This is a genomic window from Streptomyces sp. NPDC052016, from assembly GCF_044548445.1.
Taxonomy (GTDB): domain Bacteria; phylum Actinomycetota; class Actinomycetes; order Streptomycetales; family Streptomycetaceae; genus Streptomyces.
The window spans coordinates 124,437-149,073 of the sequence record NZ_JBIUBX010000007.1; the positions used below are offsets into that span (position 1 = coordinate 124,437).

Annotated in this window: 22 protein-coding genes; 10 read left to right on the forward strand and 12 right to left on the reverse strand. The window is 71.5% G+C overall.

Annotated features, from left to right (window positions below; genetic code table 11):
• The first annotated feature begins 16 nt into the window (after positions 1-16).
• The 7 genes from ureA to ACIHAR_RS11320 all read left to right on the forward strand — a co-directional run bounded on the left by ureA (position 17) and on the right by ACIHAR_RS11320 (position 7,714).
• On the forward strand, positions 17-727 hold the full coding sequence (gene ureA, locus ACIHAR_RS11290; RefSeq protein ID WP_400018726.1) for an urease subunit gamma: 711 nt from the start codon (positions 17-19) through the stop codon (positions 725-727).
• Entirely contained in the window at positions 724-2,394 is a 1,671-nt protein-coding gene (locus ACIHAR_RS11295; protein ID WP_365460356.1) for an urease subunit alpha, read from the forward strand. The genes ureA and ACIHAR_RS11295 overlap by 4 nt, the downstream gene beginning before the upstream one ends.
• A gap of 11 nt (positions 2,395-2,405) precedes the next feature.
• The gene (locus tag ACIHAR_RS11300; RefSeq protein WP_365460359.1) at positions 2,406-3,455 is read left to right on the forward strand and encodes an agmatine deiminase family protein; all 1,050 of its coding nucleotides are present in this window, start codon (positions 2,406-2,408) and stop codon (positions 3,453-3,455) included.
• Positions 3,456-3,464: 9 nt separating this feature from the next.
• Positions 3,465-3,695 (forward strand): hypothetical protein, encoded by a 231-nt coding sequence (locus ACIHAR_RS11305; protein WP_400018728.1) that lies wholly within the window; start codon positions 3,465-3,467, stop codon positions 3,693-3,695.
• A complete protein-coding gene (locus ACIHAR_RS11310) occupies positions 3,692-4,291 on the forward strand; it encodes a TetR/AcrR family transcriptional regulator (protein ID WP_365460364.1) in 600 nt (199 codons plus the stop codon). Before ACIHAR_RS11305 ends, ACIHAR_RS11310 begins: the two co-directional genes overlap by 4 nt.
• A gap of 286 nt (positions 4,292-4,577) precedes the next feature.
• Positions 4,578-6,191 (forward strand): citramalate synthase, encoded by a 1,614-nt coding sequence (gene cimA, locus ACIHAR_RS11315; protein ID WP_365460367.1) that lies wholly within the window; start codon positions 4,578-4,580, stop codon positions 6,189-6,191.
• Between the two features lie 152 nt (positions 6,192-6,343).
• Positions 6,344-7,714, forward strand: a complete 1,371-nt coding sequence (locus tag ACIHAR_RS11320) for a hypothetical protein (protein ID WP_365460370.1) — start codon at positions 6,344-6,346, stop codon at positions 7,712-7,714.
• A 122-nt stretch (positions 7,715-7,836) separates the two neighbouring features.
• Here the strand turns inward: ACIHAR_RS11320 and ACIHAR_RS11325 are convergent, their stop codons facing one another.
• Together ACIHAR_RS11325 and ACIHAR_RS11330 are read right to left on the reverse strand one after the other, a co-directional pair.
• Positions 7,837-8,619 (reverse strand): serine protease, encoded by a 783-nt coding sequence (locus tag ACIHAR_RS11325; RefSeq protein WP_400018732.1) that lies wholly within the window; start codon positions 8,617-8,619, stop codon positions 7,837-7,839.
• A gap of 223 nt (positions 8,620-8,842) precedes the next feature.
• Positions 8,843-9,373 (reverse strand): GNAT family N-acetyltransferase, encoded by a 531-nt coding sequence (locus ACIHAR_RS11330; protein ID WP_400018734.1) that lies wholly within the window; start codon positions 9,371-9,373, stop codon positions 8,843-8,845.
• Positions 9,374-9,487: 114 nt separating this feature from the next.
• Between ACIHAR_RS11330 and ACIHAR_RS11335 the strand changes: the two genes are divergently transcribed.
• Positions 9,488-10,072 carry a YdeI family protein gene (locus tag ACIHAR_RS11335; RefSeq protein ID WP_400018736.1) on the forward strand — a complete coding sequence of 195 codons (585 nt, stop codon included), beginning with the start codon at positions 9,488-9,490 and terminating at the stop codon, positions 10,070-10,072.
• A 7-nt stretch (positions 10,073-10,079) separates the two neighbouring features.
• On the opposite strand, the gene ACIHAR_RS11340 is transcribed toward ACIHAR_RS11335, so the two are convergent.
• Together ACIHAR_RS11340 and ACIHAR_RS11345 are read right to left on the reverse strand one after the other, a co-directional pair.
• A complete protein-coding gene (locus ACIHAR_RS11340; RefSeq protein WP_365460382.1) occupies positions 10,080-10,706 on the reverse strand; it encodes a hypothetical protein in 627 nt (208 codons plus the stop codon).
• Positions 10,707-10,911: 205 nt separating this feature from the next.
• Positions 10,912-11,523, reverse strand: a complete 612-nt coding sequence (locus ACIHAR_RS11345) for a YceI family protein (protein WP_400018738.1) — start codon at positions 11,521-11,523, stop codon at positions 10,912-10,914.
• Between the two features lie 386 nt (positions 11,524-11,909).
• Here ACIHAR_RS11345 and ACIHAR_RS11350 point away from each other — a divergent pair, with 386 nt between their 5' ends.
• Both ACIHAR_RS11350 and ACIHAR_RS11355 read left to right on the forward strand, forming a co-directional pair.
• A complete protein-coding gene (locus ACIHAR_RS11350) occupies positions 11,910-13,514 on the forward strand; it encodes an acyl-CoA carboxylase subunit beta (protein WP_400018741.1) in 1,605 nt (534 codons plus the stop codon).
• A 57-nt stretch (positions 13,515-13,571) separates the two neighbouring features.
• On the forward strand, positions 13,572-13,766 hold the full coding sequence (locus ACIHAR_RS11355; RefSeq protein ID WP_365460388.1) for an acyl-CoA carboxylase subunit epsilon: 195 nt from the start codon (positions 13,572-13,574) through the stop codon (positions 13,764-13,766).
• A gap of 209 nt (positions 13,767-13,975) precedes the next feature.
• Here ACIHAR_RS11355 and ACIHAR_RS11360 read toward each other — a convergent pair whose 3' ends face one another.
• The 8 genes from ACIHAR_RS11360 to ACIHAR_RS11395 all read right to left on the reverse strand — a co-directional run bounded on the left by ACIHAR_RS11360 (position 13,976) and on the right by ACIHAR_RS11395 (position 24,518).
• Positions 13,976-14,557 (reverse strand): ATP/GTP-binding protein, encoded by a 582-nt coding sequence (locus tag ACIHAR_RS11360; protein WP_071369867.1) that lies wholly within the window; start codon positions 14,555-14,557, stop codon positions 13,976-13,978.
• The gene (locus ACIHAR_RS11365; protein WP_365460391.1) at positions 14,538-15,125 is read right to left on the reverse strand and encodes a DUF742 domain-containing protein; all 588 of its coding nucleotides are present in this window, start codon (positions 15,123-15,125) and stop codon (positions 14,538-14,540) included. Before ACIHAR_RS11365 ends, ACIHAR_RS11360 begins: the two co-directional genes overlap by 20 nt.
• A 96-nt stretch (positions 15,126-15,221) precedes the next feature.
• Complete coding sequence (locus tag ACIHAR_RS11370) at positions 15,222-15,635, reverse strand: roadblock/LC7 domain-containing protein (RefSeq protein WP_004983065.1); 414 nt, start codon at positions 15,633-15,635, stop codon at positions 15,222-15,224.
• 10 nt (positions 15,636-15,645) lie between these two features.
• Entirely contained in the window at positions 15,646-18,909 is a 3,264-nt protein-coding gene (locus ACIHAR_RS11375; RefSeq protein WP_365460393.1) for a nitrate- and nitrite sensing domain-containing protein, read from the reverse strand.
• Between the two features lie 376 nt (positions 18,910-19,285).
• The gene (locus ACIHAR_RS11380; protein WP_132855910.1) at positions 19,286-19,861 is read right to left on the reverse strand and encodes an ATP/GTP-binding protein; all 576 of its coding nucleotides are present in this window, start codon (positions 19,859-19,861) and stop codon (positions 19,286-19,288) included.
• Positions 19,842-20,240, reverse strand: a complete 399-nt coding sequence (locus tag ACIHAR_RS11385) for a DUF742 domain-containing protein (protein ID WP_019058642.1) — start codon at positions 20,238-20,240, stop codon at positions 19,842-19,844. Before ACIHAR_RS11385 ends, ACIHAR_RS11380 begins: the two co-directional genes overlap by 20 nt.
• A gap of 114 nt (positions 20,241-20,354) precedes the next feature.
• Entirely contained in the window at positions 20,355-20,768 is a 414-nt protein-coding gene (locus tag ACIHAR_RS11390) for a roadblock/LC7 domain-containing protein (RefSeq protein WP_365460581.1), read from the reverse strand.
• A 9-nt stretch (positions 20,769-20,777) separates the two neighbouring features.
• Positions 20,778-24,518, reverse strand: coding sequence for a nitrate- and nitrite sensing domain-containing protein (locus tag ACIHAR_RS11395; protein ID WP_400018745.1), 3,741 nt, complete (start codon positions 24,516-24,518; stop codon positions 20,778-20,780).
• Positions 24,519-24,637 lie beyond the last annotated feature (119 nt).

Here is a 24,637-nt window from a genome sequence, read left to right on the forward strand (position 1 = left end):
AAGGAGGCGCCGCGACATGAGACTCACCCCCACGGAACGTGACCGGCTGCTGCTCTTCGGGGCGGCCGAGCTGGCCCGCGCGCGGCGGGCGCGCGGGCTGCGGCTGAACGTGCCGGAGGCGACCGCGCTGATCGCGGACACCGTCTGCGAGGCCGCCCGCGACGGCGCCCGGCTCGCCGAGGCGATCGAGCGCGCCCGCTCGGTCCTGGGCCCCGACGACGTGCTGCCGGGCGTCGCCGATGTCGTCACCGAGGTGCACGTCGAGGCCGTCTTCGACGACGGCTCACGGCTCGCGGTCGTCAGCGACCCGATCGCCGGCGGGCTGGGGGAGCGGGCGCCGGGCGCGCTGCTGCCGGGGCCCGGACACACCGAGCCCGAGGCGGTCCTTCGGCTGACGGTCACCAACACCGCCACCGTGCCCGTCTCCGTGACCTCCCACTTCCACTTCTTCGAGGCCAACCCGCGCCTGGACTTCGTCCGTGAGAGGGCCTACGGGATGCGGCTCGCCGTCCCCGCCGGGTCGTCGGTGCGCTTCGGGCCCGGGGAGACGAGCGAGGTCGGGCTGGTGCCGATCGGCGGCGACCGCATCGCGATCGGCTTCGCCGGGCTGGTCGACGGGGCGCTGGACGCGCCGGGGGCGAAGGAGGAGGCCCTGCGCCGGGCCGCCGCCTGCGGATATCTGGGAGCGACGGTCCCAGGAGGCGAAGGTCAGGGAGCAGAGCTGTGAATCCGTACGAGTACGCCGCCACCCACGGTCCGCGCGCGGGCGACCGCGTCCGCCTCGGTGACTCGGGGCTGGTGATCCGCGTGGAGTCCGACTCCCAGCGCCACGGCGACGAGTTCCTCGCCGGCTTCGGCAAGACGGCCCGCGACGGGCTGCACCTCAAGGCCGCCGCCGTGCGCGAGACCTGCGACGTCGTCATCAGCAACGTCGTCGTGATCGACGCCGTGCAGGGCATCCGCAAGGTGTCCGTCGGGATCCGCGAGGGGCGGATCTGCTCCATCGGGCGCGCCGGGAACCCGGACACCCTCGACGGGGTCGACGTCGTCGTCGGCACCGGCACGTCCATCGTGTCCGGCGAGGGACTGATCGCCACCGCCGGTGCCGTGGACACGCACGTCCACCTGCTGTCGCCGCGCATCATGGAGGCCTCGCTGGCCTCCGGGGTCACGACGGTCATCGGGCAGGAGTTCGGGCCGGTGTGGGGCGTGGGCGTCAACTCGCCCTGGGCGCTGCGGCACGCGTTCAACGCCTTCGACGCCTGGCCGGTCAACATCGGCTTCCTGGGCCGGGGTTCCTCCTCCCACGAGGCGCCGCTGATCGAGGCGCTCGCGGAGGGCGGCGCGTCGGGCTTCAAGGTGCACGAGGACATGGGCGCCCACACCCGCGCGCTCGACACGGCCCTGCGCGTCGCCGAGGAGCACGACGTCCAGGTCGCCCTGCACAGCGACGGGCTGAACGAGTGTCTGTCCGTCGAGGACACCCTGCGCGTGCTGGAGGGCCGCACCATCCACGCCTTCCACATCGAGGGCTGCGGCGGCGGACACGTGCCCAACGTCCTGAAGATGGCCGGAGTCCCCCACGTCATCGGCTCCTCCACCAACCCCACCCTGCCCTTCGGCCGGGACGCCGTCGCCGAGCACTACGGCATGATCGTCTCCGTCCACGACCTCAAGACCGACCTGCCCGGCGACGCCGCCATGGCCCGCGACCGCATCCGCGCCGGGACCATGGGCGCCGAGGACGTCCTGCACGACCTGGGCGCCATCGGCATCACCTCCTCGGACGCGCAGGGCATGGGCCGGGCGGGCGAGACGGTCCGCCGTACGTTCGCCATGGCCGGGAAGATGAAGGCCGAGTTCGGCGCGCCCGACGACCACGACAACGAGCGGGTCCTGCGCTACATGGCCAAGCTGACCATCAACCCCGCGATCGCCCACGGCCTCGCGCACGAGGTCGGCTCGATCGAGGTGGGCAAGCTCGCCGACATCGTGCTGTGGCGGCCGGAGTACTTCGGCGCCAAACCGCAGCTCGTCCTCAAGGCCGGCTTCCCGGCCTACGGCGTGGTCGGCGACCCCAACGCGGCGACGGACACCTGCGAACCCCTCGTGCTGGGACCCCAGTTCGGGGCGTACGGGGCCACCCCCGCCGACATCTCGGTCGCCTTCGTCGCCGGGGCCGCCCTCGACCAGGGCAACGACACGATGCCGACCCGCCGCCGACGGGTCGCCGTCCGCGGCACCCGCGGCATCGGCCCGGCCGACCTGCGCCTCAACTCCCGTACTGGAGCGGTCGACGTCGACCAGCGCACCGGTCTGGTCACCCTCGACGGCGAGCCGCTGCGCTCCGAGCCGGCCGAGACCGTCTCCCTCAACCGCCTCTACTTCCTGTGAGGACCCCGCCCATGAACAAGGCCGCCGCCGACGGCTTCCGCATGCCCGCCGAGTGGGCTCCGCACGAACGCACCTGGATGGCGTGGCCGGGCCCCAACCCCACCTTCGACGACGGCGACGACCTGGCCGCCGCCCGCGCCGCCTGGGCCGGGGTCGCCCGGACGGTCCGCCGCTTCGAACCGGTGACGGTGGTGTGCGGGCCGGGGCAGTCGGCGCACGCCGCCGCACTCCTCGGCCCGGAGGTGGACGTCGTCGAGCGCGACCTGGACGACGCCTGGATGCGCGACATCGGCCCCACCTTCCTGACCAACGGCGACGGTGAACTCGCCGCCGTCGACTGGACGTTCAACGGCTGGGGCTCCCAGGGATGGGCCCGCTGGGAGCACGACGCGAAGATCGCCGCGTACGTCGCCGACCTCGCGGGGGCGCGGACGTACGCCTCGGAACTGGTCAACGAGGGCGGCGCGATCCATGTCGACGGCGAGGGGACGGTGTTGCTGACGGAGACGGTCCAGCTCGGCCCGGAGCGCAACCCCGGCTGGACACGGGAGGAGGTCGAGGCCGAGATCCACGCCATGCTCGGCACCCGCAAGGCGATCTGGCTGCCGCGCGGGCTCACCGGCGACTACCCCCCGTACGGCTTCGGCACCCTCGGCCATGTCGACATCGTCGCCGCGTTCGCCCGCCCGGGGGTGGTCGTGGCCCATGTGCAGCCGGACCCGGCGCACCCGGACCACGAGGTGACCAAGGAGGTCGTCGGCCTGCTGAGGTCGCAGACGGACGCGCGGGGCCGCCGCCTGGAGGTCGTCGAAGTCCCCGCCCCCACCGTCCTGGAGGCCGACGGCCACTGGGCCGACTACTCCTACATCAACCACTACCTCTGCAACGGCGGAGTCGTCCTCTGCGGCTTCGACGACCCGCGCGACGAGATCGCGGCCGGCATCTTCCGCCGGCTGTTCCCGCGGCGGACGGTCACCCTGGTGGACGCCCGGGCGATCTTCGCGGGCGGGGGCGGGATCCACTGCATCACCCAGCAGCAGCCGAGGGCGAAGGTCGGGTAGAACGTACGGGTGAACGTGACTCTGCCGTGCACGGCCCGAGGCCGCCGTCTCGGCGAACCGCTGCGCCCGCTGCCCGCACGTCCTCGGCGCGACGGGCGGAAGAACCCCGACGGCTCGCGGCACGCGCCGTCCACCGTGCCGCGGTGCTCGTGCGCCGTGGACTCCGAGCCGTCGGGGGCGCCGTTCGTGCCGCACCCGGACCGGGAGCGGCCCGACGCGGTGAGCGTGACCGCCGTATGAGCACGACCCGGCGCACCCCCGCCCCGCCCCGTGAGCGGATCCTCGCCGCGGCCATGGAGATGATCGCCGAACGCGGTCTGGAGAAGCTGACGATGGCGGCGCTCGGCCGTGAGGTCGGCATGAGCAGCGGGCATCTCCTCTATTACTTCCGCTCCAAGGACGAGCTCCTCCTGCAGACCCTGGAGTGGAGCGAGGGCCGGCTGGGCGGCGAGCGGGCCCGGTTGCTGACCAGCCCCGCGAGTGCCCGGGAGCGCCTCGACGCGTATGTCGACCTGTACGTCCCCGACGGCCACCGCGACCCGCACTGGACGCTCTGGCTGGAGGTCTGGAACCGTTCGCAGAACGCCGACGACGCGGCCCGCGACCGGCAGGCCGCCATCGAGGGCGCCTGGCACCGCGACCTGGTGGCCCTGCTGGCGGAAGGGGGCTCACGGGGCGAGTTCCGCCGCGTGGACGCCGACCGTTTCGCAGCCCGGCTTCGGGCCCTGCTGGACGGCTTCTCCATCCACGTGGCGATCGGACTGCGCGGCACGGACCGGGAGCAGGTGCTGGCGCACGTCCGCGAGTTCCTGGACGCGTCACTGCTCGCATCCTGAGACGCCGCGTTCACGCGCGGGCGGTTTGTGCCAGACTGCCGCCGTGCTCTCGTTCGCCATGATTATGGGCAGCAGGCGCGCCGGTCCGCAGTGACCGCCACGTACGACCAGGTACGGGCGGCCACCGTCGTCCTCGACCCGCGCGCAGACCTCTCGCACCCGCGAGAGGTTTTTCGTTTTCCTGGCCCACCATCAGCCGGGAGCGAGAGTGCGAGGGACCATTGGGGGGACGGTGGAGCCGGTCATTCCGGTAAGACCGTAGATCCACAACAGGAGCCTTGAGACCATGACCGAGACGGCAACCAGCGAGCTCGACGACTCGTTCCACGTCTTCGACACCACCCTGCGGGACGGCGCCCAGCGCGAGGGCATCAACCTCACCGTCGCCGACAAGCTCGCGATCGCACGGCACCTGGACGACTTCGGCGTCGGCTTCATCGAGGGCGGCTGGCCCGGCGCCAACCCGCGCGACACCGAGTTCTTCGCCCGGGCGCGCGAGGAGATCGACTTCAAGCACGCCCAGCTCGTCGCCTTCGGCGCGACGCGCCGGGCCGGCGCGACGGCGGCGGAGGACCCGCAGGTCAAGGCGCTCCTGGACTCGGGGGCCGAGGTCATCACGCTGGTGGCGAAGTCCCACGACCGCCATGTGGAACTCGCGCTGCGCACCACCCTCGACGAGAACCTGGAGATGGTGAGGGACACGGTCTCGTACCTGACGTCCCAGGGCCGCCGCGTCTTCGTCGACTGCGAGCACTTCTTCGACGGTTACCGCGCCGACCCGGAGTACGCCAAGTCCGTCGTCCGGGCGGCCTCGGAGGCCGGCGCCGACGTCGTCATCCTCTGCGACACCAACGGCGGCATGCTCCCGGCGCAGGTGCAGGCGGTCGTCTCCACGGTCCTCGCCGACACCGGCGCCCGCCTCGGCATCCACGCCCAGGACGACACCGGCTGCGCGGTGGCGAACACCCTGGCCGCGGTGGACGCGGGCGCGACCCACGTGCAGTGCACGGCGAACGGCTACGGCGAACGCGTCGGCAACGCGAACCTGTTCCCGGTGGTGGCCGCCCTGGAGCTCAAGTACGGCAAGAAGGTGCTGCCGGAGGGCCGCCTGCGCGAGATGACGCGCATCTCGCACGCCATCGCCGAGGTCGTGAACCTCACGCCCTCCACGCACCAGCCCTATGTCGGCGTCTCCGCCTTCGCGCACAAGGCGGGACTGCACGCCTCCGCGATCAAGGTCGACCCGGACCTGTACCAGCACATCGACCCCGAGCTGGTCGGCAACACCATGCGGATGCTGGTCTCCGACATGGCGGGCCGCGCCTCGGTGGAGCTCAAGGGCAAGGAACTGGGCATCGACCTGGGCGGCGACCGCGAGCTGGTCGGCCGGGTCGTGGAGCGCGTCAAGGAGCGCGAACTCAAGGGCTACACCTACGAGGCGGCGGACGCGAGCTTCGAACTCCTGCTGCGCACGGAGGTCCAGGGCGGCAAGCCCCTGCGCTACTTCGAGGTCGAGTCCTGGCGCGCGATCGTCGAGGACCGCCCCGACGGCACCCACGCCAACGAGGCCACGGTGAAGCTCTGGGCCAAGGGTGAGCGCATCGTCGCCACCGCCGAGGGCAACGGCCCGGTCAACGCCCTGGACCGCGCCCTGCGCGTCGCCCTGGAGAAGATCTACCCCCAGCTCGCCAAGCTCGACCTCGTCGACTACAAGGTCCGCATCCTCGAGGGCGTTCACGGCACCCAGTCCACCACCCGCGTCCTCATCTCCACGTCCGACGGCACCGGCGAGTGGTCCACGGTCGGCGTCGCCGACAACGTCATCGCCGCCTCCTGGCAGGCTCTGGAGGACGCCTACACCTACGGGCTGCTGCGGGCCGGGGTGGAACCGGCGGAGTAGGCCTCCGGCGGCGGGAGCGCCGGGGCGGGGTGACCGCCACCCGCGCTCCCGCCGGTCGGCACCGGCCGCGCGAAGGGGGCGGTCAGCGCCCGCTGCCCAGCCCACTTACACCCATATGTCCTAAATGGCGCAAATTCGGGTAGCGTCGACATATGAAGGTCGCATCATCGGTCCGAGGACTCGCCGGCCTGCTGATCGCGCTGGCGCTCGCCACCCTGACCCTGCTCGCCGCGGGCGCCCCACGGGCGGCCACGGCCCCGAGCGACACGAGCGTCTCGACCATCGCCGAGGCCCTGCGCGAGAGCCCCGTCTACGTCGACCCGGAGGCCTCCGCGCTCCTCTCGCAGGCCGACGCCAACGCACTGCAGAAGAAGATCGAGAGCGCCGACAAGCCCATTTTCGTCGCCGTCCTCCCGGCCGGTTATCCGACCGAGAACCTCTTCACCGACCTCCGCACCGCCACCGGCGTGACCGGTCTGTACGCCATCCGCCTCGGCGACCGCTTCGACGCCCGCGCCGATCCGGCCGTCCTGCCGAACACGGCCGTCCGCAACCTCGTCACCGGGGTCCAGGGCGAGACCGACGCCGCCACCCAGCTCGACGACTTCACCGACCGCGCCCTGGCCAACATGGGCGGATCGGCCCCCGCCGGCTGGAGCGGGTCGGGCGGTGGTGACGGACCCTCGACGACCGCGCTGATCACCGCGGGCGCCGTCCTGGTCGTCAGCGGAGCGGGCGCGTACACGCTCGTGCGCCGCAACCGGCGGCGGCACACGGAGGAACAGCGTGCCTCCCTCGAACGGCTCCGGGTCGTCGTCGACGAGGACATCACCGCCTTCGGCGAGGAACTCGACCGCCTGGACTTCCACCCGGCCGAGCCGGGCGCGGACGACGCCATGCGCGCCGACTACGAGCACGCCCTCGACGCCTACGAGAAGGCCAAGTCGTCCATGGCGGCGGCGACGAGACCGGAGGACGTGCGCGCCGTCACCGAGGCGGTGGAGGACGGCCGGTTCTCCCTGGCCCGGCTCGCCGCGCGCAGGGCGGGCAGTGCGCTGCCCGAGCGCCGCCCGCCCTGCTTCTTCGACCCGCGCCACGGTCCCTCCGTCGCCGACGCCACCTGGACCCCGCCCGGCGGCGCGCCACGCGAGGTCCCGGTCTGCGCGGCGGACGGCACCCGTCTCGCCGACGGGCGCGATCCGGTCGTCCGCGAGGTCGACACGGACTACGGCCGCCGCCCGTACTGGGAGGCGGGCCCTGCCTACGGCCCCTGGGCGGGCGGCTACTTCGGCGGCGGCATCCTGCCCGGCCTCCTCGTCGGCACGCTGCTCGGCAGCATGATGGCCACCCCGTCCTACGCCGCCGACTACGGCAGCGGCTACGGCGACTTCGGCGGCGGCTACGAGGGCGGCGACGTGTCCGGCGCGGACTTCGACACCGGGAGCTTCGGCGACTTCGGCGGCGGTGGCTTCGGCGGCGGGGGAGGGGACTTCGGCGGCGGCGGGGACTTCGGCGGTTTCTGACCGTCCCTCCTGCGCGGAGGTGACCCGGGCCCCGCACGGACGTGACCCGCGGGTCGGCCGCGCCGGGGACGACGGGAACGGGCCCGGCGCACCACGCGCCGGGCCCGCGGACGTGGTACGGGTCAGAGGGAGGCCGCAGCCGAGGCGATGGCCGAGGCGAACGTGGAGACCTCGGTGTAGACGCCGGGCGCGTTGGGCCGGGCGCAGCCGATGCCCCAGCTGACGATGCCGACCTGGATCCAGGCGTTGGTGGCGTCACGGCGGAACATCGGGCCGCCGGAGTCCCCCTGGCAGGTGTCGACGCCGCCGGCCGTGTAGCCGGCGCAGATCTCCTCGCTGGCGATGAGCCCGCTGTAGCCGCTGTACGAACGGCAGGTCGCGTCACTCACGAACGGCACGGTGGCCTTGAGCAGGTAGCGCTGCTGGGCGCCGCCCTCACGTGCCGCGCCCCACCCGGCGACCGTGAAGGTGCCGGTGTTGTACTGCGTGGTGGTGGCGATCTTCAGCGTCGGCAGGTTGACGGGCTGCGCGAGCCTGATCAGCGCCCAGTCCTTGCCGTCGCCGTTGTAGCCGGGCGCCCGGTACACGTAGGTGGAGCGGACCTGGACCCGGCCGGAGGTGGACTGCAGGTCCACGACGCCGGCGGTGGCCGTGATGCTGGTGTTGGGGCCGGTCGAGCCCACACAGTGGGCGGCCGTGAGCACGATCTGCTGGGTGTAGAGCGCACCGCCGCAGCCCATGGAGAGCCGGACCATGAACGGGAACTCGCCCTGCGCGGCACGGGTTCCGCCGACGACGGGCGAGGGGGCGGCCTGCGCGGCCGAGACGGGCTGAAGGCTGACGATCGCGAGGGCGGCGGCGGCGAGCACCGCGCATCTCTTGAGCGCCGTGAGGAGTCTGTTCAAGGTGATGCCTTCCGTGGGGGGTTGACCTGGGACGTGGAGCAGGTGGAACCGGAACACGGAATTGACGCGCGCATGACAACGGCGGCACGAAGAAAAGGCCCATTTGCTGGCATGGGCAGGTCAAATCTGTTGCTGGATTATGAGAACGCCGCAAGCCTTCACACAAGGGGTGCGATTCGGCCACGCCGGGCCTCGGCCCCCCGGCCCGGCGCCGCGGTCACCGTCACCGGGGATCGTCAGGAACACGCGGCGAACCGGTCCCCTCCCGGACGGCCGGCGCCGCGGCGGCGAGTTCCTCGAGAGGTCCGCCGCTCAGCCGGCACACCTTCCACTCGTCCAGGAACTCCACGCCGAGGGACTTGTAGAACGCGATCGTCGGCTCGTTCCACGCCAGCACCCACCACTCGAACCGCTCGTATCCGCTGCGCGTGCAGATCGCGGCGAGCGCGGCGAGCAACGCCCTGCCGTGGCCGCCGCCACGGGCCTGCGGCCGCACGTACAGGTCCTCCAGGTGCATGCCCCGCGTGCCCGTCCAGGTCGAGAACCGCGGGAACCACAGCGCGAAGCCGACGGTCTGACCGCTCCCGTCGTCCTCCGCGATCAGCACGTAGGCCGCGGGCCGCTCCCCGAACAACGCCTCCCGCAGCTGCTCCTCGGTGGCCCGCGCCTGCTCCACGGCCCGTTCGTAGTCGGCGAGTTCGCGGATCATCGCGCGGATCTCGGGGATGTCGTCGTGGGTCGCGGCTCGGATCATGCACAAGATCATGGGACAGGGACCCGAACGGTGTCCACGGCGTTCCGGCACGGCCGTCGGACAACATGGCCCTCTAGGCCGGAACCTGACCTATACCGTTCGTACCGTGTCCTCATGACCACAGCAGCCGACCCCCCGCCCCACCGCACCTTCCCGTCCGCCGCCGCCCTCGACGCCTGGCTCACCGCCCACCCGGCCCCCCGCCCCGGTCTCTGGCTGAGGGTCGCCAGGAAGGGGTCCGGCCTGACCGCAGTCTCCGCCGCCGAGGTCAACGACGTGGCGCTGTGCCACGGCTGGATCACCGATCGGCGCAGGGGGCTCGACGAGTCGTCGTTCCTGCAGCGGATCACACCGCGCAGGCCGGGCAGCCTCTGGTCGGCGGTCAACGTGCGACGGGTCGGAGAGCTCACCGCCGCCGGGCGGATGCGGCCGGCGGGCCTCGCGCAGGTGGCGGCGGCGCGGGCCGAGGGGCGGTGGGCGGCGGCGTACGCGTCGCAGCAGGACGCCACGGTCCCCGAGGACCTCGCCGAGGCGCTGGAGCGCAACCCGCGGGCCAGGGCGGTCTTCGACGGCCTCGGCCGCACCGACCGGTACCTCGCCGTGCTGGGCGTGCTCCGCGCCCGCTCCGCGCGCCGACGGCCGGCTCAGGTCGCCGCCGCGGTGGCGAAGCTGGCGGCCGCCGCCTCCGACCCGCGGTGAGGCGCCGTCAGCCCTTCGCCAGCTCCATCAGCTTCGCGAAGTCGATCGCGCCCGGGTCCCCGTGCGAGTTCTCGGGCACGTGCATGTGCCCGCACACCCCCTTGAAGGCGTTCCACCGCGTCCCGCTCATCCGCTGACCGCCCCCGTTCCCGGCGGACTTCGGATACGCGGGCCACAGGGCCGGGCCGCGCAGCGGGACGTCGTGGTGGGCGTGCATCCACGCCAGGAAGCGGGCGACGCCGGCCAGGGCCCACTCCGGGGCCTTCGGCCAGTAGACGTGCGCCTTGCCGTTCGTCCGCCAGTTGGCGTGGAGCTCGGGGTCGCAGGTGCCGACGAGCTCCACCTGGCAGACGTTCAGCGTGTTGGTCTCGACGCCGCCGGGCCTGTTGACCAGGGCACGCGAGGAGATGTCGATGTCGAAGTGCTGGTACCACTTGAGTTTCTTGGCGGCGAGGTCCGGCACCGCCGTCAGGTTGGGCGCCGACGCGCCGCCTCCGTAGCCGGGCAGCGAACGCCCTTCCGTGGTGTGCAGGACGACGACGTTGACCTCCATGCGGGCACCGCCGAAGTCGTCCTGGTACCAGTGGTCGCGGTTGGCGCCCGGGTAGTGCTGCGGGCCTGTCCTGGTGCTCATGGCGCCTCCTGGTTCGGGAGTCCCCGTGCCGGACCGGCACGGGCGGCGCTCTGATGAACGAGCGATTCCGGCAACCGTGTCGGCGTGGGGGAGGCGCGCGGGAAGCACGGCCCGGACATGCCGAGCGCCCGCCCTGCCACGGGGGAGTGGAGGGCGGGCGCGCTCAGGGGTGCGGCGTCGGCGGTGCGGCCTCGGCGGTGCGGCGTCAGGCGTTCTTGATCGCCGAGATGTCGAAGTTCAGCTTGATCTTGTCGGAGACGAGGACGCCGCCCGTCTCCAGCGCCGCGTTCCAGGTCAGGCCCCACTCGGAACGCAGGATCTCGGCCTTGCCCTCGAAGCCGACGCGCTCGTTGCCGAACGGGTCCTTCGCGGAGCCGTTGAACTCCAGGTTGATGGTGAGGGGCTTGGTGACACCGAGGATGGTCAGGTCGCCGGTGATGCGGTAGTCGTCGCCGCCGAGGGCCTCCGCCTTGGTGGAGCGGAAGGTCATCGTCGGGAACTCCTCCGCCCTGAAGAAGTCCGCGCTCTTCAGGTGCCCGTCGCGGTCGGCGGACCCGGTGTCGATGCTGTCCATCTTGACGTCGATGGTGGCGGTCGACCGCGACGGGTCGGTGCCGTCCAGGTGCAGCGCACCGGTGAAGTCGTTGAACTTGCCCTTGACGTTGGTGACCATCGCGTGCCGGGCGACGAAGCCGATCGTCGAGTGCGCCGGGTCGATCGAGTAGTCGCCGGTCAGTGCGGCCAGCTCCGGGTTCACAGCGGCGGCGGACTGAGCCGACTCGGTGGACTCGTTGTTCTTGCGGCCGAAGATGCCCATGACGTGCTCCTTGGGGGACGGATCGGTGATGAGACCGATGATGTTGAACGTTCAACGAGGTCAACAGGGACGACGGTAGACCTATTCCGTTCGACTTTCAACCTTTTCCGCGATGTGGTGTCGGGACCACGCGGGGTCACCGGCTCGCGCGCCAAAGGCAGGGGCTAGGCTCGGGGCGTCACCCGACTGGACGGTGCGCCACGCCGGTGTGTGTGAAGCGGATCTCATGCGGTGTCTTTGTGCGACCCTGACAACCGTCACGCCCTCTGAGCAGTCGGAACGGCTCAAGGCCCGCCCGGTTCTGTTCAGGGGTACCAGGAAAACGGGCCGGAGACTGTACGGAGTCGACGTCTCGGTTTCCTTGGCGGGCTTCGTAAGGTCACTACATGACCGTTTTGGAAGAGACGACGGGTGAGTCGACCTCGGAGCCCGCAGAGCCCGCGGACGCGCGCGGGCGTGTGGCGGAGCTGCACGAGATCCGTGCGCGGGCGCTGGCCGGGCCGAGTGAGAAGGCGACCCAGGCGCAGCACGCCAAGGGCAAGCTGACGGCCCGGGAGCGTATCGAGCTGCTCGTGGACCCGGGGTCCTTCCAGGAGGTCGAGCAGTTGCGCCGGCACCGGGCGACCGGGTTCGGCCTGGAGGCCAAGAAGCCGTACACCGACGGTGTGATCACCGGCTGGGGCACGGTGGAGGGGCGGACGGTCTTCGTCTACGCCCACGACTTCCGCATCTTCGGCGGCGCGCTGGGCGAGGCCCATGCGACGAAGATCCACAAGATCATGGACATGGCCATCGCGGCCGGTGCCCCGCTGGTGTCGCTGAACGACGGCGCGGGTGCCCGCATCCAGGAGGGCGTCAGCGCCCTGGCCGGCTACGGCGGCATCTTCCAGCGCAACACCAAGGCCTCCGGTGTCATCCCGCAGATCTCGGTGATGCTCGGCCCGTGCGCGGGCGGCGCCGCCTACAGCCCGGCCCTGACGGACTTCGTGTTCATGGTCCGTGAGACCTCGCAGATGTTCATCACCGGGCCGGACGTGGTCAAGGCGGTCACCGGTGAGGAGATCACCCAGAACGGTCTGGGCGGTGCGGACGTGCACGCCGAGACCAGCGGTGTGTGTCACTTCGCCTACGACGACGAGGAGACGTGCATCGCGGAGGTGCGCTACCTGCTGTCGCTGCTGCCGCAGAACAACCGGGAGAACCCGCCGCGGGTGGAGTGCGCCGACCCCGCCGGGCGCCGCAGCGACGTGCTGCTGGACATGGTCCCGGCGGACGGCAACCGCCCGTACGACATGACCAAGGTGATCGAGGAGATCGTCGACGACGGCGAGTACCTCGAGGTCCACGAGCGGTGGGCGCGCAACATCATCTGCGCGCTGGCCCGACTGGACGGTCAGGTGGTGGGCATCATCGCCAACCAGCCGCAGACGCTGGCGGGTGTGCTGGACATCGAGGCGTCGGAGAAGGCCGCCCGCTTCGTGCAGATGTGCGACGCCTTCAACATCCCGATCATCACTCTTCTGGACGTCCCCGGCTTCCTGCCGGGCGTCGACCAGGAGCACGGTGGAATCATCCGCCACGGCGCGAAGCTGCTCTACGCCTACTGCAACGCGACCGTGCCCCGGATCTCCCTGATCCTGCGCAAGGCGTACGGAGGCGCCTACATCGTGATGGACAGCCAGTCCATCGGTGCGGACCTCACCTATGCCTGGCCGACGAACGAGATCGCCGTGATGGGCGCGGAAGGTGCCGCCAACGTCATCTTCCGCCGGCAGATCGCCGAGGCGGAGGACCCCGAGGCCATGCGGGCCCGCATGGTCAAGGAGTACAAGTCCGAGCTCATGCACCCGTACTACGCGGCCGAACGCGGTCTGGTCGACGACGTCATCGACCCGGCCGAGACCCGCGAGGTGCTGATCAGGTCCCTGGCGATGCTGCACACCAAGCACGCCGACCTCCCCTCCCGCAAGCACGGCAACCCCCCGCAGTAACCCAGCGGACTTTCCGCGACACCCCCGCGGAAACCTCTCTCACGGAGACTGACATCCATGAACCCGCCTGACATCCGCGTCGAGAAGGGCCACGCCGAGCCCGAGGAAGTCGCCGCCATCACGGCGATCCTGCTGGCCCGCGCCGCCGCCCGCAGTTCCGAGCCCACCCCGGCCCACCGCGGCCGCGCCAGGGCGGGCTGGCGCCGCCTGGAGCGCGAGCCCGGCTTCCGCGCCCCGCACAGCTGGCGCTGAGCGCACACGCCGTACGACGAAGGCCCCGACGCCCCCTGGGCGCCGGGGCCTTCGCGTTCCCGGGCGCAGGGGACTCCGTGCGCCGGCTGCGACCGCCGGCCGGCACGGGACGGCGTCCCTGCGCCGGCGGGGACGGCACGGGGGCATGGCAAAAGGGCGCCCTCTCCGTCTCGGAGAGGGCGCCCTTTGTCGTTCACCGCGCGGCAGCGCTACCGCAGTCGCGCCATCAGCGCGTGTTCCACCAGCGTGATCAGCGCACTCTTGGCGTCCGCGCGGTGGCGGGCGTCGGTCGTGATGATCGGGGTGTCGGGGCCGATCTGCAGCGCCTCGCGCACCTCGTCCGGCTGGTACGGCTGGTTGCCGTCGAAGCCGTTGAGGGCGATCACGAACGGCAGGCCGCTGTTCTCGAAGTAGTCGACCGCCGGGAAGCAGTCGGCGAGTCGGCGGGTGTCCACCAGGACGATCGCGCCGATGGCGCCGCGCACCAGGTCGTCCCACATGAACCAGAAGCGGTCCTGGCCGGGCGTGCCGAACAGGTACAGGATCAGGTCCTGGTCCAGGGTGATACGGCCGAAGTCCATGGCCACCGTGGTGGTGGTCTTGTCTCCGGTGTGGGTGAGGTCGTCGATGCCCGCCGAAGCGGACGTCATCACGGCCTCTGTGCGCAGCGGGTTGATCTCCGAGACGGCGCCGACGAACGTGGTCTTGCCCACGCCGAAGCCGCCCGCCACCACGATCTTCGCGGAGGTGGTGGAGCGGGAAGGACCGCCGCTAGAGCTTGCGAAGTCCACTGAGCACCCTTTCGAGCAGTGTCACGTCTGGCTGGCCGCCGGCGTTCTCGTCGCCGCCGGGCTGATGGATGGCGACCAGGCCCGCCTCCGCCAAGTCGGCGACGAGGATCCTGGCCACGCCGAGAGGGATTGTCAGGAGCGCCGAGATCTCGGCCACCGACTTGATCTCGCGGCACAGGTTGCAGATCCGCTGATGCTCGGGCAGCTGGCCCTGCATCTGGTGCGGAGCCGCGGTGGTGTGCACCAGTGCCTCGATGGCGAGCTGGTACCGCGGGCGGGTCCGGCCACCGGTCATGGCGTACGGACGCACCAGGGGGTTGTTGGACGCCCCGGCGGGCGCCGGCTCGGGGGTGCGGCGCTGCGGCTGCACGGGCTGGATGCGCGGCGCCTGCGGCTGGTCGTACGGCGACGGCCCAGGACCCTGCGGGACCTGCGGCGCGTACGGCTGACGCTGGCTCGGAGTGGAGGGGAAGTTGTAACGGTTCGCGTTCTGGGAACCGTCGCCCTGACCCTGGGCAGGGCCGTACGACCAGTTACCCGAATTGGAACCGCCTGGGGGTGTTGCCACTTTCTCTCCTCCTCCGACTGTGCCTGGCACCCATCACGTGGAAGCCGCGTCCCGAAACCCTACGGCCTCGGGACGCCAATACGCACCGTCCGTCCTTTAGTTGAGAAGGCTCCCTTGGAGCTCCGCACGAAGGTCGGGCGTCAGGACCGTACCCGCGCGGTCCACCAGAAGGGCCATCTCGTACCCAATGAGGCCGATGTCCGCCTCCGGGTGGGCGAGGACCGCGAGCGACGAACCGTCGGAGATGGACATGATGAAGAGGAATCCCCGCTCCATCTCCACAACCGTCTGGTTCACGCTGCCGCCCTCGAAGATCCGGGAGGCGCCTGCCGTCAGTGACGTCAGACCGGAGGCGACGGCCGCGAGCTGGTCGGCGCGGTCGCGGGGGAAGCCTTCGGACATCGCCAGAAGGAGTCCGTCGGCGGAGACCACCACCGTGTGGGACACCCCCGGGGTGTTGTCCACGAAGTTGGTGATCAACCAGTTCAGGTTCTGTGCCGCCTGGCTCATCGGGCTCACACTAACGCTCCTGGTTGTAGGTGCTGTCAGGACCGAAGCCCTGGCCGTTCGTTTCACTGCCTGCGTTGCGTCCGCGCTGGACGCCTCGACGCAGGTTGCTCAGCCTGCCTCGGACGTCCTCCGGGGCGCGGGAGACCTGGGGGCCTCCCTGGGGGGTGCTTTCGGCGGCGCCCTCGACCAGGTTGGCCTTGGGTACCCGCCGCGGCAGGCCGGAGGCGGTGACCCCGCCCGCCTTCGGCTTCCGGAGCTGCGAGGCCTGCTGCCAACGCTCGTCGTTCGCCGAACGCCAGCCGCTGTCGCCGTTGCTCTCCGAAGTGGGGGCCTGCGCTTCGCGGTTCACGGGCCGCGCGGCGCCGTTCGAACCACTCGCCGGGACGGATCCGCGGCGCGGCAGTCCGGCGTCGGTCAGCGCGTGGGCGGCGGAGGAGGCCGTTCCCGGACGGTCGAAGCCTACGCGGTCCCGCTCACTCGCGTCACCGGCCTGCGCGGATTCCGCTTCCGGAGCGTACTGGTCCGCGTAGCCGTTCTGGTAACCGTTCTGCTGCGGCCAGTCGTCCTGGTAGGACTGCTCCTCGTACGACGGGAAGCTCTCCTGCGCGGACGCCTGGGCGGGCGCGCGCTCCTCCTGGCCCGGCTCCGCATACGCGGGGTCCGGGTAGCCGCCGTTCGACGCGAAGGCGCCGTTCTGCGCGGCGGTGCCGTTGGACGCGAGGTACGGGTCCTCGTACGCCCGACGCTGCTGCTCCTCGTACGACGTCTGCTGGTCGTACGCCGCGGGCTGTTCGGCGTAGCCGGTGGTCCCGGTCGCACTCGCGTCGTAGCCGTTCTGCGCGGCCGCGTAGCCGTTCTGGGAGGCGTCGTACGCCGGTTGCTGCTGCGTCTGGTCGAAGCCCTCGCCGTAGGCGGGCGCCTCGGCGGAGTCGTGCTCCGGCTGGCCGTGCGTCTGGGCCTCCAGGGCCGCCCGGCGCTCCTCGCGCATCAGGGAGCGGCCCACCGGGTCCAGGTCGCGGAGGTCGTCCGGGACCTCGGTGTAGCGGCTGTCGTCGAAGCCGAGTTCGGCCGCCGTGCGCATCGGCTGCTGGTTGAAGTCCTCACCCTGGAACCGCTGCTCCGGGATGATCTGCGAGACGGTGAACTCGTCGCGTTCCGCGGGCTGTTCGCCGCCGCCGCCGTGCGTGATCGCGTCCGGCAGCATGACCAGCGAGGTGGTGCCGGCCTGCTCGCCCGAGGGGCGCAGCTGGACGCGGATGCCGTGCCGGTCGGACAGCCGGCCGACCACGAAGAGGCCCATGCGCTGGGAGATCGCGGCGTCCACGGTCGGGGGGTTGGCCAGCTTGTGGTTGATGTCCGCGAAGTCCTCGGCGGTGAGGCCGATGCCCTTGTCGTGGATCTCGATCATGACGCGGCCGTCGGGGAGACGGGTCGCGGTGACGCGGACCTTGGTCTGCGGGGAGGAGAACGTGGTGGCGTTCTCCAGCAGCTCGGCGAGCAGGTGCACGAGGTCCGTCACGGCGCGGCCGTGGATCTCGGCCTCCGGCACGCCCGACAGCTCGATGCGCTCGTACTGCTCCACCTCGGAGGAGGCGGCGCGCAGGACGTCGACCAGCGGGACCGGCTGGTCCCAGCGGCGGCCGGGTTCCTCGCCGGCGAGGACGAGGAGGTTCTCGCCGTTGCGGCGCATACGGGTCGCGAGGTGGTCCAGGCGGAAGAGGTTCTCCAGCTGGTCCGGGTCAGCCTCGTTGTTCTCCAGGTCGGTGATGAGGGTCAGCTGGCCCTCGATCAGCGACTGGTTGCGGCGCGAGAGGTTGGTGAAGATCGCGTTGATGTTGCCCCGCAGCAGGGCCTGCTCGGCGGCGAGCCGGACGGCCTCGCGGTGGACCTGGTCGAAGGCGCGGGCGACCTCGCCGATCTCGTCGGTGGTGGTGATCGGGATCGGGGCGACCCGGGTGTCGACACGGCCGGGGTCGGTGCGCGAGAGCTGGTCGACCAGCATCGGCAGCCGCTGCTCGGCGATGCCGAAGGCGGCGTTGCGCAGCTGGCGCATCGAGCGGCTCATCTGCCGCGCCACGGCGCCGGCCAGGATGAACGCCAGGAGCAGGGCGACCACGACGGCGGCACCGGTGATGATCGCGGCGGTCTTGGCGTCGGCGGCGATGTCCGAGGCCTCGGTCACCGCCTTGTCGGCCATGTCCGACTCGATGTCGCGGTAGGCGTCGTACTTGAGCGTGGTGAGCGCCCACCAGTTCTCCGGCGTGATGCCGTCCTCGGCGAGGTCGGCACGCTCGGAGCCGGCGGTGCTCGACAGCGACGTCAGGGCGGCGACCACCTTGGTCGGGTCGGAGGGCGGCGGGACGTAGTCCGGGTCCTTCTGCTTGGCCGCGGCCGCCTGCGCCGCCGCGTCCGTCTTGATCCTGGCCTCGGCGTCCTCCAGCTTCTGCGCGTCGGCCTCGGTGCCACCGCCGATGTACTCCTCGACGGCGATGCCCTCGAGGTAGGCGTACGAGGAGAGGGCGACGCGCTGCTTGGCCAGGTCGGTCTTGGTGGGGCCGGGGTTGACCAGCAGGTGCATGCCGATCGAGCGCTCGAGCGACAGGGCGGCCTTGGTCAGCGAGATGGCGTAGACGGTACGGCCGTAGGAGGTGATGTTTCCGGTGCCCAGGCCGAGCTCGTTGGCGAACTCCATCAGCGGGTGGGCGACCGCGACATAACCCTCTTCGGTCTGCACGCCCGTGAGCTGGGAGGTGTAGGCAGCCGCGCGCAGCGCCGTCAGCTTGGTCTCCGCCTTGCGGAACAGCTCCAGGCGGCGCTCCAGGCCGGCCTTCTGCGGCATGTCCTGCGCGGCCACGTTGAAGGCGTCGGCGGCGCTGTCGGTGTTCTTGCGGGCGTCGGTGACGCTCGAGTCGTCCTTCTTGCCGGCGAGGAGCGGAGCGGCGGTGGTGTCCCGCTCGTTGTAGAGCGCGTCCGCGTAGGTGAGGGAGGCGCGCACCAGGCGGGCCGTGGCCTGCGCGTCCTCGGCCTCCTGCCAGGTGTCGATCGAGCTCTTCACCTGGAAGCCGCCCATGACCAGGCCGACCAGCACGGGTATGAGCAGGATCGCGTTCAGCCGGGTGGGCACGCGCCAGTTGCGCGGGGAGAGACGGCCACCGCTCTTCGCGGGTGCGGCCGGCGGCTCCGAGCCGGGCACAGGGGCGGGCGCCGCTCCGCGCGGCGGCGGGGTGAAGTTGCCCCGCGCCGCCGGCTCGGGACTTTTCTTGCTTCGCCTCACTCGACCAACAACCTCTCGGCGGTCGGCACCTACGTCGTGCCGCAGTGTCTCAGAGCCCGGTCAGCCATCGACCATGAGTACGTCATTGACTATTGGGCAGTTCAGGCATTCCAGCACGACGACCTGCGCTCTTCCAAACAGTGAGAAGGGCCCATTCCTTGTGATGTAAGCCCCAGATAAAACGGTCATAAAGAGCGAGCCCCGTCAAAAGACGGGGCCTTCGTACGCGCAGCGAGACCGAGTGACCGCGACGCGTGGCGGTACCACCCGATTCCTCTGCCGAAACGTTATGAACACCGGAGCCGACCGTGTCAAAAGCCACAGCCGGCTCCAGGAGGCCTACGGCAACTGCCGTACGGCACAGTGTCTTTGAAAGTTACCGCAGTCGCGCCATCAGCGCGTGTTCCACCAGCGTGATCAGCGCACTCTTGGCGTCCGCGCGGTGGCGCGCGTCCGTCGTGATGATCGGGGTGTCGGGGCCGATCTGCAGTGCCTCGCGCACCTCTTCGGGCTGGTAGGGCTGCTGACCGTCGAAGCCGTTGAGGGCGACGACGAACGGCAGGCCGCTGTTCTCGAAGTAGTCGACCGCCGGGAAGCAGTCGGCCAGACGGCGGGTGTCCACCAGGACCACCGCGCCGATGGCGCCGCGCACCAGGTCGTCCCACATGAACCAGAAGCGGTCCTGCCCCGGCGTGCCGAACAGGTACAGGATCAGGTCCTGGTCCAGGGTGATACGGCCGAAGTCCATGGCCACCGTGGTGGTGGTTTTGTCCCCGGTGTGGGTGAGGTCGTCGATGCCCGCCGAAGCGGACGTCATCACGGCCTCCGTGCGCAGCGGGTTGATCTCGGAGACGGCGCCGACGAACGTGGTCTTGCCCACGCCGAAGCCGCCCGCCACCACGATCTTCGCGGAGGTGGTCGCCCGGCCCCCGTCAGAGCTTGCGAAGTCCACTGAGCACCCTTTCGAGCAGCGTCACGTCCGGAGCGCCGCCGTTGTTCTCGTCGCCGCCCGGCTGGTGGATGGCCACCAGACCGGCCTCGGCCAGGTCCGCGACGAGGATCCGCGCCACGCCGAGCGGCATGGCCAGGAGCGCCGAGACCTCCGCGACCGACTTCACCTCGCGGCACAGGTGGCAGATGCGCTGGTGCTCGGGAAGCAGCCCCATGAGCGCTGCCGGGTCGGCCGTCGTGCTGATCAGTGCCTCGATGGCGAGCTGGTAGCGCGGCCGGGTCCGGCCACCGGTCATCGCGTACGGACGCACCAGCGGCTGGTCGCCCTCGTCCCCGTACGGCTCCGCGTACGGATCATGAGAGGCGGTGGGCGGGGTCATGAATCCTCCGGGCGGGACAGCATGTCTCGGTCAGTCGTGCCGTCCGTCCGTGACCGGTGGGGGGATTGTGTCGGCCGGACGGTGATTTCGTGAGGTGGGTGGTACCGGGGCCGGTCAGTGGAGCAGACTGCCTTGGAGTTCGGCGCGCAGGTCGGGCGTGAGTACCGCGCCCGCGCGGTCGACCAGCAACGCCATCTCGTAGCCGACGAGGCCGATGTCGCACTCGGGGTGTGCCAGAACGGCCAGGGACGAGCCGTCCGAGACGGACATGAGGAAGAGGAAGCCTCGTTCCATCTCGACGACCGTCTGGGCGACCTGGCCTCCCTCGAAGATCCGCGAGGCTCCGGCCGTCAGTGAGGTGAGCCCCGACGCGACCGCCGCCAACTGGTCGGCACGATCGCGCGGGAAGCCCTCGGACATCGCGAGCAGGAGGCCGTCGGCGGACACGACGACGGTGTGGGACACCCCGGGGGTGTTGTCCACGAAGTTGGTGATCAACCAGTTCAGGTTCTGTGCCGCCTGGCTCATCTGGCTCAACTAACGCTCCTGCTGGTGAGTGGGGCTCGGGAAACTGCCGGTCTGACCGTTGCCGGCCTGGCGACCCTGCGCGATGCCCCGACGGAGATTGGTCAGCCGGCCGCGCACGTCGTCAGGCGCGCGCGAGACCTGCGGACCGCTTTGGTGCTGTTGCTGCTGAGCCGTGCCCGGGACGAGGTTCGCCCGGGGCACCCGGCGCGGCAGGCCGGACGTGGTGACGCCGCCCGCGGCAGGCTGCCGGACGCGCTCGGCCTGCCGGACGAGCTCGTCGTTCGGCGAGGTGCGCCACGAGGGACCCGTGGCGCCGGCCGACGCGGGACGCTGGGGAGCAGCCGGAGCCTGCGGCTGCTGTTGCTGCGGCGCCGGAGCGGAGCCGTTGCCGTCGCCGTGCTGTCCACCGCGGAACCAGTTGGTCTCCAGGGTGTCGTACAGCGGGGTGCGGCCGTCGCCGGGACCCGGGGCCGGCGGCAGCGCCTCCGGCTCACGGGCGGCGGGCCGCGGCGGGGCCGGCTGCTGCCGCGGGGAGCCGTAGCCGTTCATGCCGCCGTTGGCCTGGGGACGGTCGAACCGGCCCGTGGACTGCGGGTCCTGGCGGTCGGGCAGGAAGTGCTGCCCGGTACCGGAAGCGTCGTAGCCGGGGGCGGCGAACTGACCGGTGGAGCCGTTGTCGTAGGCCTGCGGAGCGGCGAACCGACCCGGGTCCGCCGGGGCGTTCTGGCCGCTGTTCTGGCCGCCCGGGGTACCGAAGACGTCCGAGCGGACGAAACCGTCCTGCTGGCCGCCCGCGCCGGGCGCGGGGAACTGGCCCGTGTCCTGGCCGCCGTCGGCACCCGGGAACCGGCCGGTGCCCTGGGCGCCGTTGAGACCGGGACGTCCGAAGTCGGCCGGGCCGGCGTGGCCCTGGCGTTCGTCGGCCCGCGGGATCACCGGTATCTCCGCCGTCGAGCCGGGACCCTGGCGGTCGTCGACGCGCGGCATGCGGGAGGTCTGGGCGACGTCCGGCTCCTCGTGGCCGCGCGGGGCGTCCAGCGGGGTGCGCTGCACCGGCGGCTGGGCGTTGTCGTCGCCCCAGCTCGCGGCGCGCTGCTGCGGGTTGCCGCCGGGCAGCTCGGCACGCGGGCCACCGCGCGGCGGCAGCTGCGGCTGGCGCCCGCGACCGCCCTGCTCGGCCCGGTGGTTGTCGTTCTGGCGCTGCGGCGTGGCCGGCGGACGTCCGCCGAACATGTCCTGGCCCTGGCCGGTCGCGCCGGCGCCGGTCGTCTGCGAACCCTGCGACTGCCCGCCGAAGCCGGCACCGGCCGGGGCCGGGCGGCCCTGCTGCGGGGAGGCCGGACCCTGCGGCCCACGCGGCGCACCGGGACGGCCACCGCCGTCACGGCCGGGCAGCGCGGCCCGGGGACCCTGGCCGGCGGCGAGCCGGCCGCCCGCGCCGGGGCCGGCGCCGAGGGCGCCGCCGGCCGGCGCACCGGCGCCGAGGGCACCGCCCTGCTGGCCGCTCTGGCGGCGGGCCGCGGCCGCACCGGCGGCGGCCTGCGCGGCGGCGGGACCGCCGGACGCACCGCCCTGACCGGGCTTGGGCTGCGGCTTCTTGCCGCCTTGGGCGACGTCGACGGGCAGCATGACCAGCGCGGTCGTACCACCGGAGTCGGACGGGCGGAGCTGGATGCGGATGCCGTGCCGCTGCGACAGACGACCGACCACGAAGAGGCCCATGCGGCGGGAGACGGAGACGTCCACGGTGGGCGGCGAGGCGAGCCGCTCGTTGATCGCGGCCAGGTCCTCGGGGGAGAGGCCGATGCCGGTGTCGTGGATCTCGATCAGCACCCGGCCGTCGGGCAGCGCGTGACCGGTGACCTTGACCTTGGTCTGCGGGGAGGAGAACGAGGTCGCGTTCTCCAGCAGCTCGGCGAGCAGGTGCACGAGGTCGTTGACGACCCGGCCGGCCACTTCGGTGCCCGGCACGGAGGCCAGCTCGATGCGCTCGTACTGCTCCACCTCGGACGCGGCGGCACGGAGCACGTCGACCAGCGGGACCGGGCGGGTCCAGCGACGGCCGGGCTCCTCACCCGCGAGGACGAGGAGGTTCTCACCGTTACGGCGCATGCGCGTGGCGAGGTGGTCGAGCTTGAACAGCGAGGACAGCTGGTCCGGGTCGGCCTCGCGGGACTCCAGCTCGGAGATGAGCGACAGCTGGCGCTGGATCAGACCCTGGGAGCGGCGCGAGAGGTTGGTGAACATCGCGTTGACGTTGCCCCGGAGGAGGGCCTGCTCGGCGGCGAGGCGGACCGCCTCGCGGTGCACGTCGTCGAAGGCCGCGGCCACCTGGCCGATCTCGTCCCGGGAGTGCACACCGACCGACTCCACGGACGTGTCGACGTCCTGCGGGTCGGACTCGGACAGCTGCTTGACCAGCTCGGGCAGACGGTCCTGGGCGACCTTGGTGGCGGTCTCCTGCAGACGGCGCAGCGAGCGGATCATGGACCGGGCGACGACGAACGCGCCCACCAGCGACACACCGAGCACGAGCAGGATCAGCGCACCGGAGATGATCGCCTCGCGCTCCGACTCGGCGCGCAGCTCACGGGCCTTCTGCTCCATGTCCTCGAGCAGCGTGGTCTCGATGTTGGACATCTGCCGGATCTTGGTCGTGCTGGCGTCGAACCAGTCCTGGTACGACCGCTTGTCCAGCGACTCGAGACCGGTGGCCGAGCTCAACGCACGGGTGGCGTAGGTTTCGGCGTCCTCGATGGTCGGGCTGCCCTTGTCGATGGGCTCCAGCAGCTTCTCGCCGTCCTCCTCGCCGTAGATGCTGCGGAAGCTGGAGATCTCGGATTGCTCGTTCTCCAGCGCGGCCTCGGCGTACTGCCGGTCGTTCTCGGAGAGCTGGCCGTAGACCTCGTCGTTCACCGGCAGCGCGGCCGAGAGGGTGGCGCGCTGGACGGAGGCGTACTCCTTGGCGGAGGAGAAGGCGGCCAGCGCACGCGTGCGCTGGATCATCTCCGGGTTGCTGGTGGCCTGCGCCATGTCCTGCGAGAGGTCGAGCAGGCTGGTGATGAGGCGGTGGTAGGCCTCCACCGACTGGGTGGAGTTGTTCGGCTCCGCGAAGGCGGTCTTACGGATCTTGGCGAGGTTGCCGAGGTCGCCCAGGAGACCCACGAGGCTGTCACGGACGCCCTGGAGGTTGCCCTCCTTGGCCGAGGCGTCGATCTCCTCGGAGGCGTCGCTGAAGGCGGTGAGGGTCCGGTCGGTCTTCTCGCGGGCGCCCTTGACGGTGAAGTCGGTCGCCTTCGCGTTGTGCGCCAGCGGACCGGCGGACTTGTCGCGCTCGTCCTGGAGCGCGGCGGCCAGGTCGGTCGCCTGCTTGGTCATGTCCGTCAGCAGCTTCATGTTGTCGAGCTGCTGGATGTCGTCCATCGACTGGTTGATGCGCAGCGTGCCCAGCGTGGTGGCCGCGACCACGGGCAGCGTCAGCAGCGCCACCAGGCGCGTGGAGATGCGCCAGTTGCGCAGGGCCACGCGGGAGCCGGTACCGGGCGGGCCGGCCGGCGGCTTGATCGTCGGCGTCGGGGAAAGGGCGCTCGACGACGCGGAGGCGCCGGGGCGCCCGGGGCGCTCACCGCCGTCGCCGGACGGCGCCGGACCCGGGTTCTGGGCGTGCTGGGGCGAGGAACCGCGGTCGGTCCCGCCGTGCGGCTCCGGCTCCGCCGAAGCACTGCCATCCCTCTTGAAACGTCCCTGCACTAGCGTCGCAACCTCTGGACCAGGCGCCCTTCCGGGTGAACGGAAGGACGGTGTCGGCGTCTTGAAGGGCGTCCTGAATACGCCCTCCGAGTCGTGAGTGACCGGCGCTGGCTCCCCCT

Coding starts and splice junctions, on each gene's coding strand:
- ACIHAR_RS11385 (WP_019058642.1), bottom strand. CDS start 20,240: ATGACCCCGCCCACCGCCTCTCATGATCCGTACGCGGAGCCGTACGGG.
- ACIHAR_RS11370 (WP_004983065.1), bottom strand. CDS start 15,635: ATGAGCCAGGCGGCACAGAACCTGAACTGGTTGATCACCAACTTCGTG.
- ACIHAR_RS11320 (WP_365460370.1), top strand. CDS start 6,344: ATGAAGGTCGCATCATCGGTCCGAGGACTCGCCGGCCTGCTGATCGCG.
- ACIHAR_RS11330 (WP_400018734.1), bottom strand. CDS start 9,373: ATGATCCGAGCCGCGACCCACGACGACATCCCCGAGATCCGCGCGATG.
- ACIHAR_RS11335 (WP_400018736.1), top strand. CDS start 9,488: ATGACCACAGCAGCCGACCCCCCGCCCCACCGCACCTTCCCGTCCGCC.
- ACIHAR_RS11345 (WP_400018738.1), bottom strand. CDS start 11,523: ATGGGCATCTTCGGCCGCAAGAACAACGAGTCCACCGAGTCGGCTCAG.
- cimA (WP_365460367.1), top strand. CDS start 4,578: ATGACCGAGACGGCAACCAGCGAGCTCGACGACTCGTTCCACGTCTTC.
- ACIHAR_RS11355 (WP_365460388.1), top strand. CDS start 13,572: ATGAACCCGCCTGACATCCGCGTCGAGAAGGGCCACGCCGAGCCCGAG.
- ACIHAR_RS11300 (WP_365460359.1), top strand. CDS start 2,406: ATGAACAAGGCCGCCGCCGACGGCTTCCGCATGCCCGCCGAGTGGGCT.
- ureA (WP_400018726.1), top strand. CDS start 17: ATGAGACTCACCCCCACGGAACGTGACCGGCTGCTGCTCTTCGGGGCG.
- ACIHAR_RS11310 (WP_365460364.1), top strand. CDS start 3,692: ATGAGCACGACCCGGCGCACCCCCGCCCCGCCCCGTGAGCGGATCCTC.
- ACIHAR_RS11390 (WP_365460581.1), bottom strand. CDS start 20,768: ATGAGCCAGGCGGCACAGAACCTGAACTGGTTGATCACCAACTTCGTG.
- ACIHAR_RS11340 (WP_365460382.1), bottom strand. CDS start 10,706: ATGAGCACCAGGACAGGCCCGCAGCACTACCCGGGCGCCAACCGCGAC.
- ACIHAR_RS11350 (WP_400018741.1), top strand. CDS start 11,910: ATGACCGTTTTGGAAGAGACGACGGGTGAGTCGACCTCGGAGCCCGCA.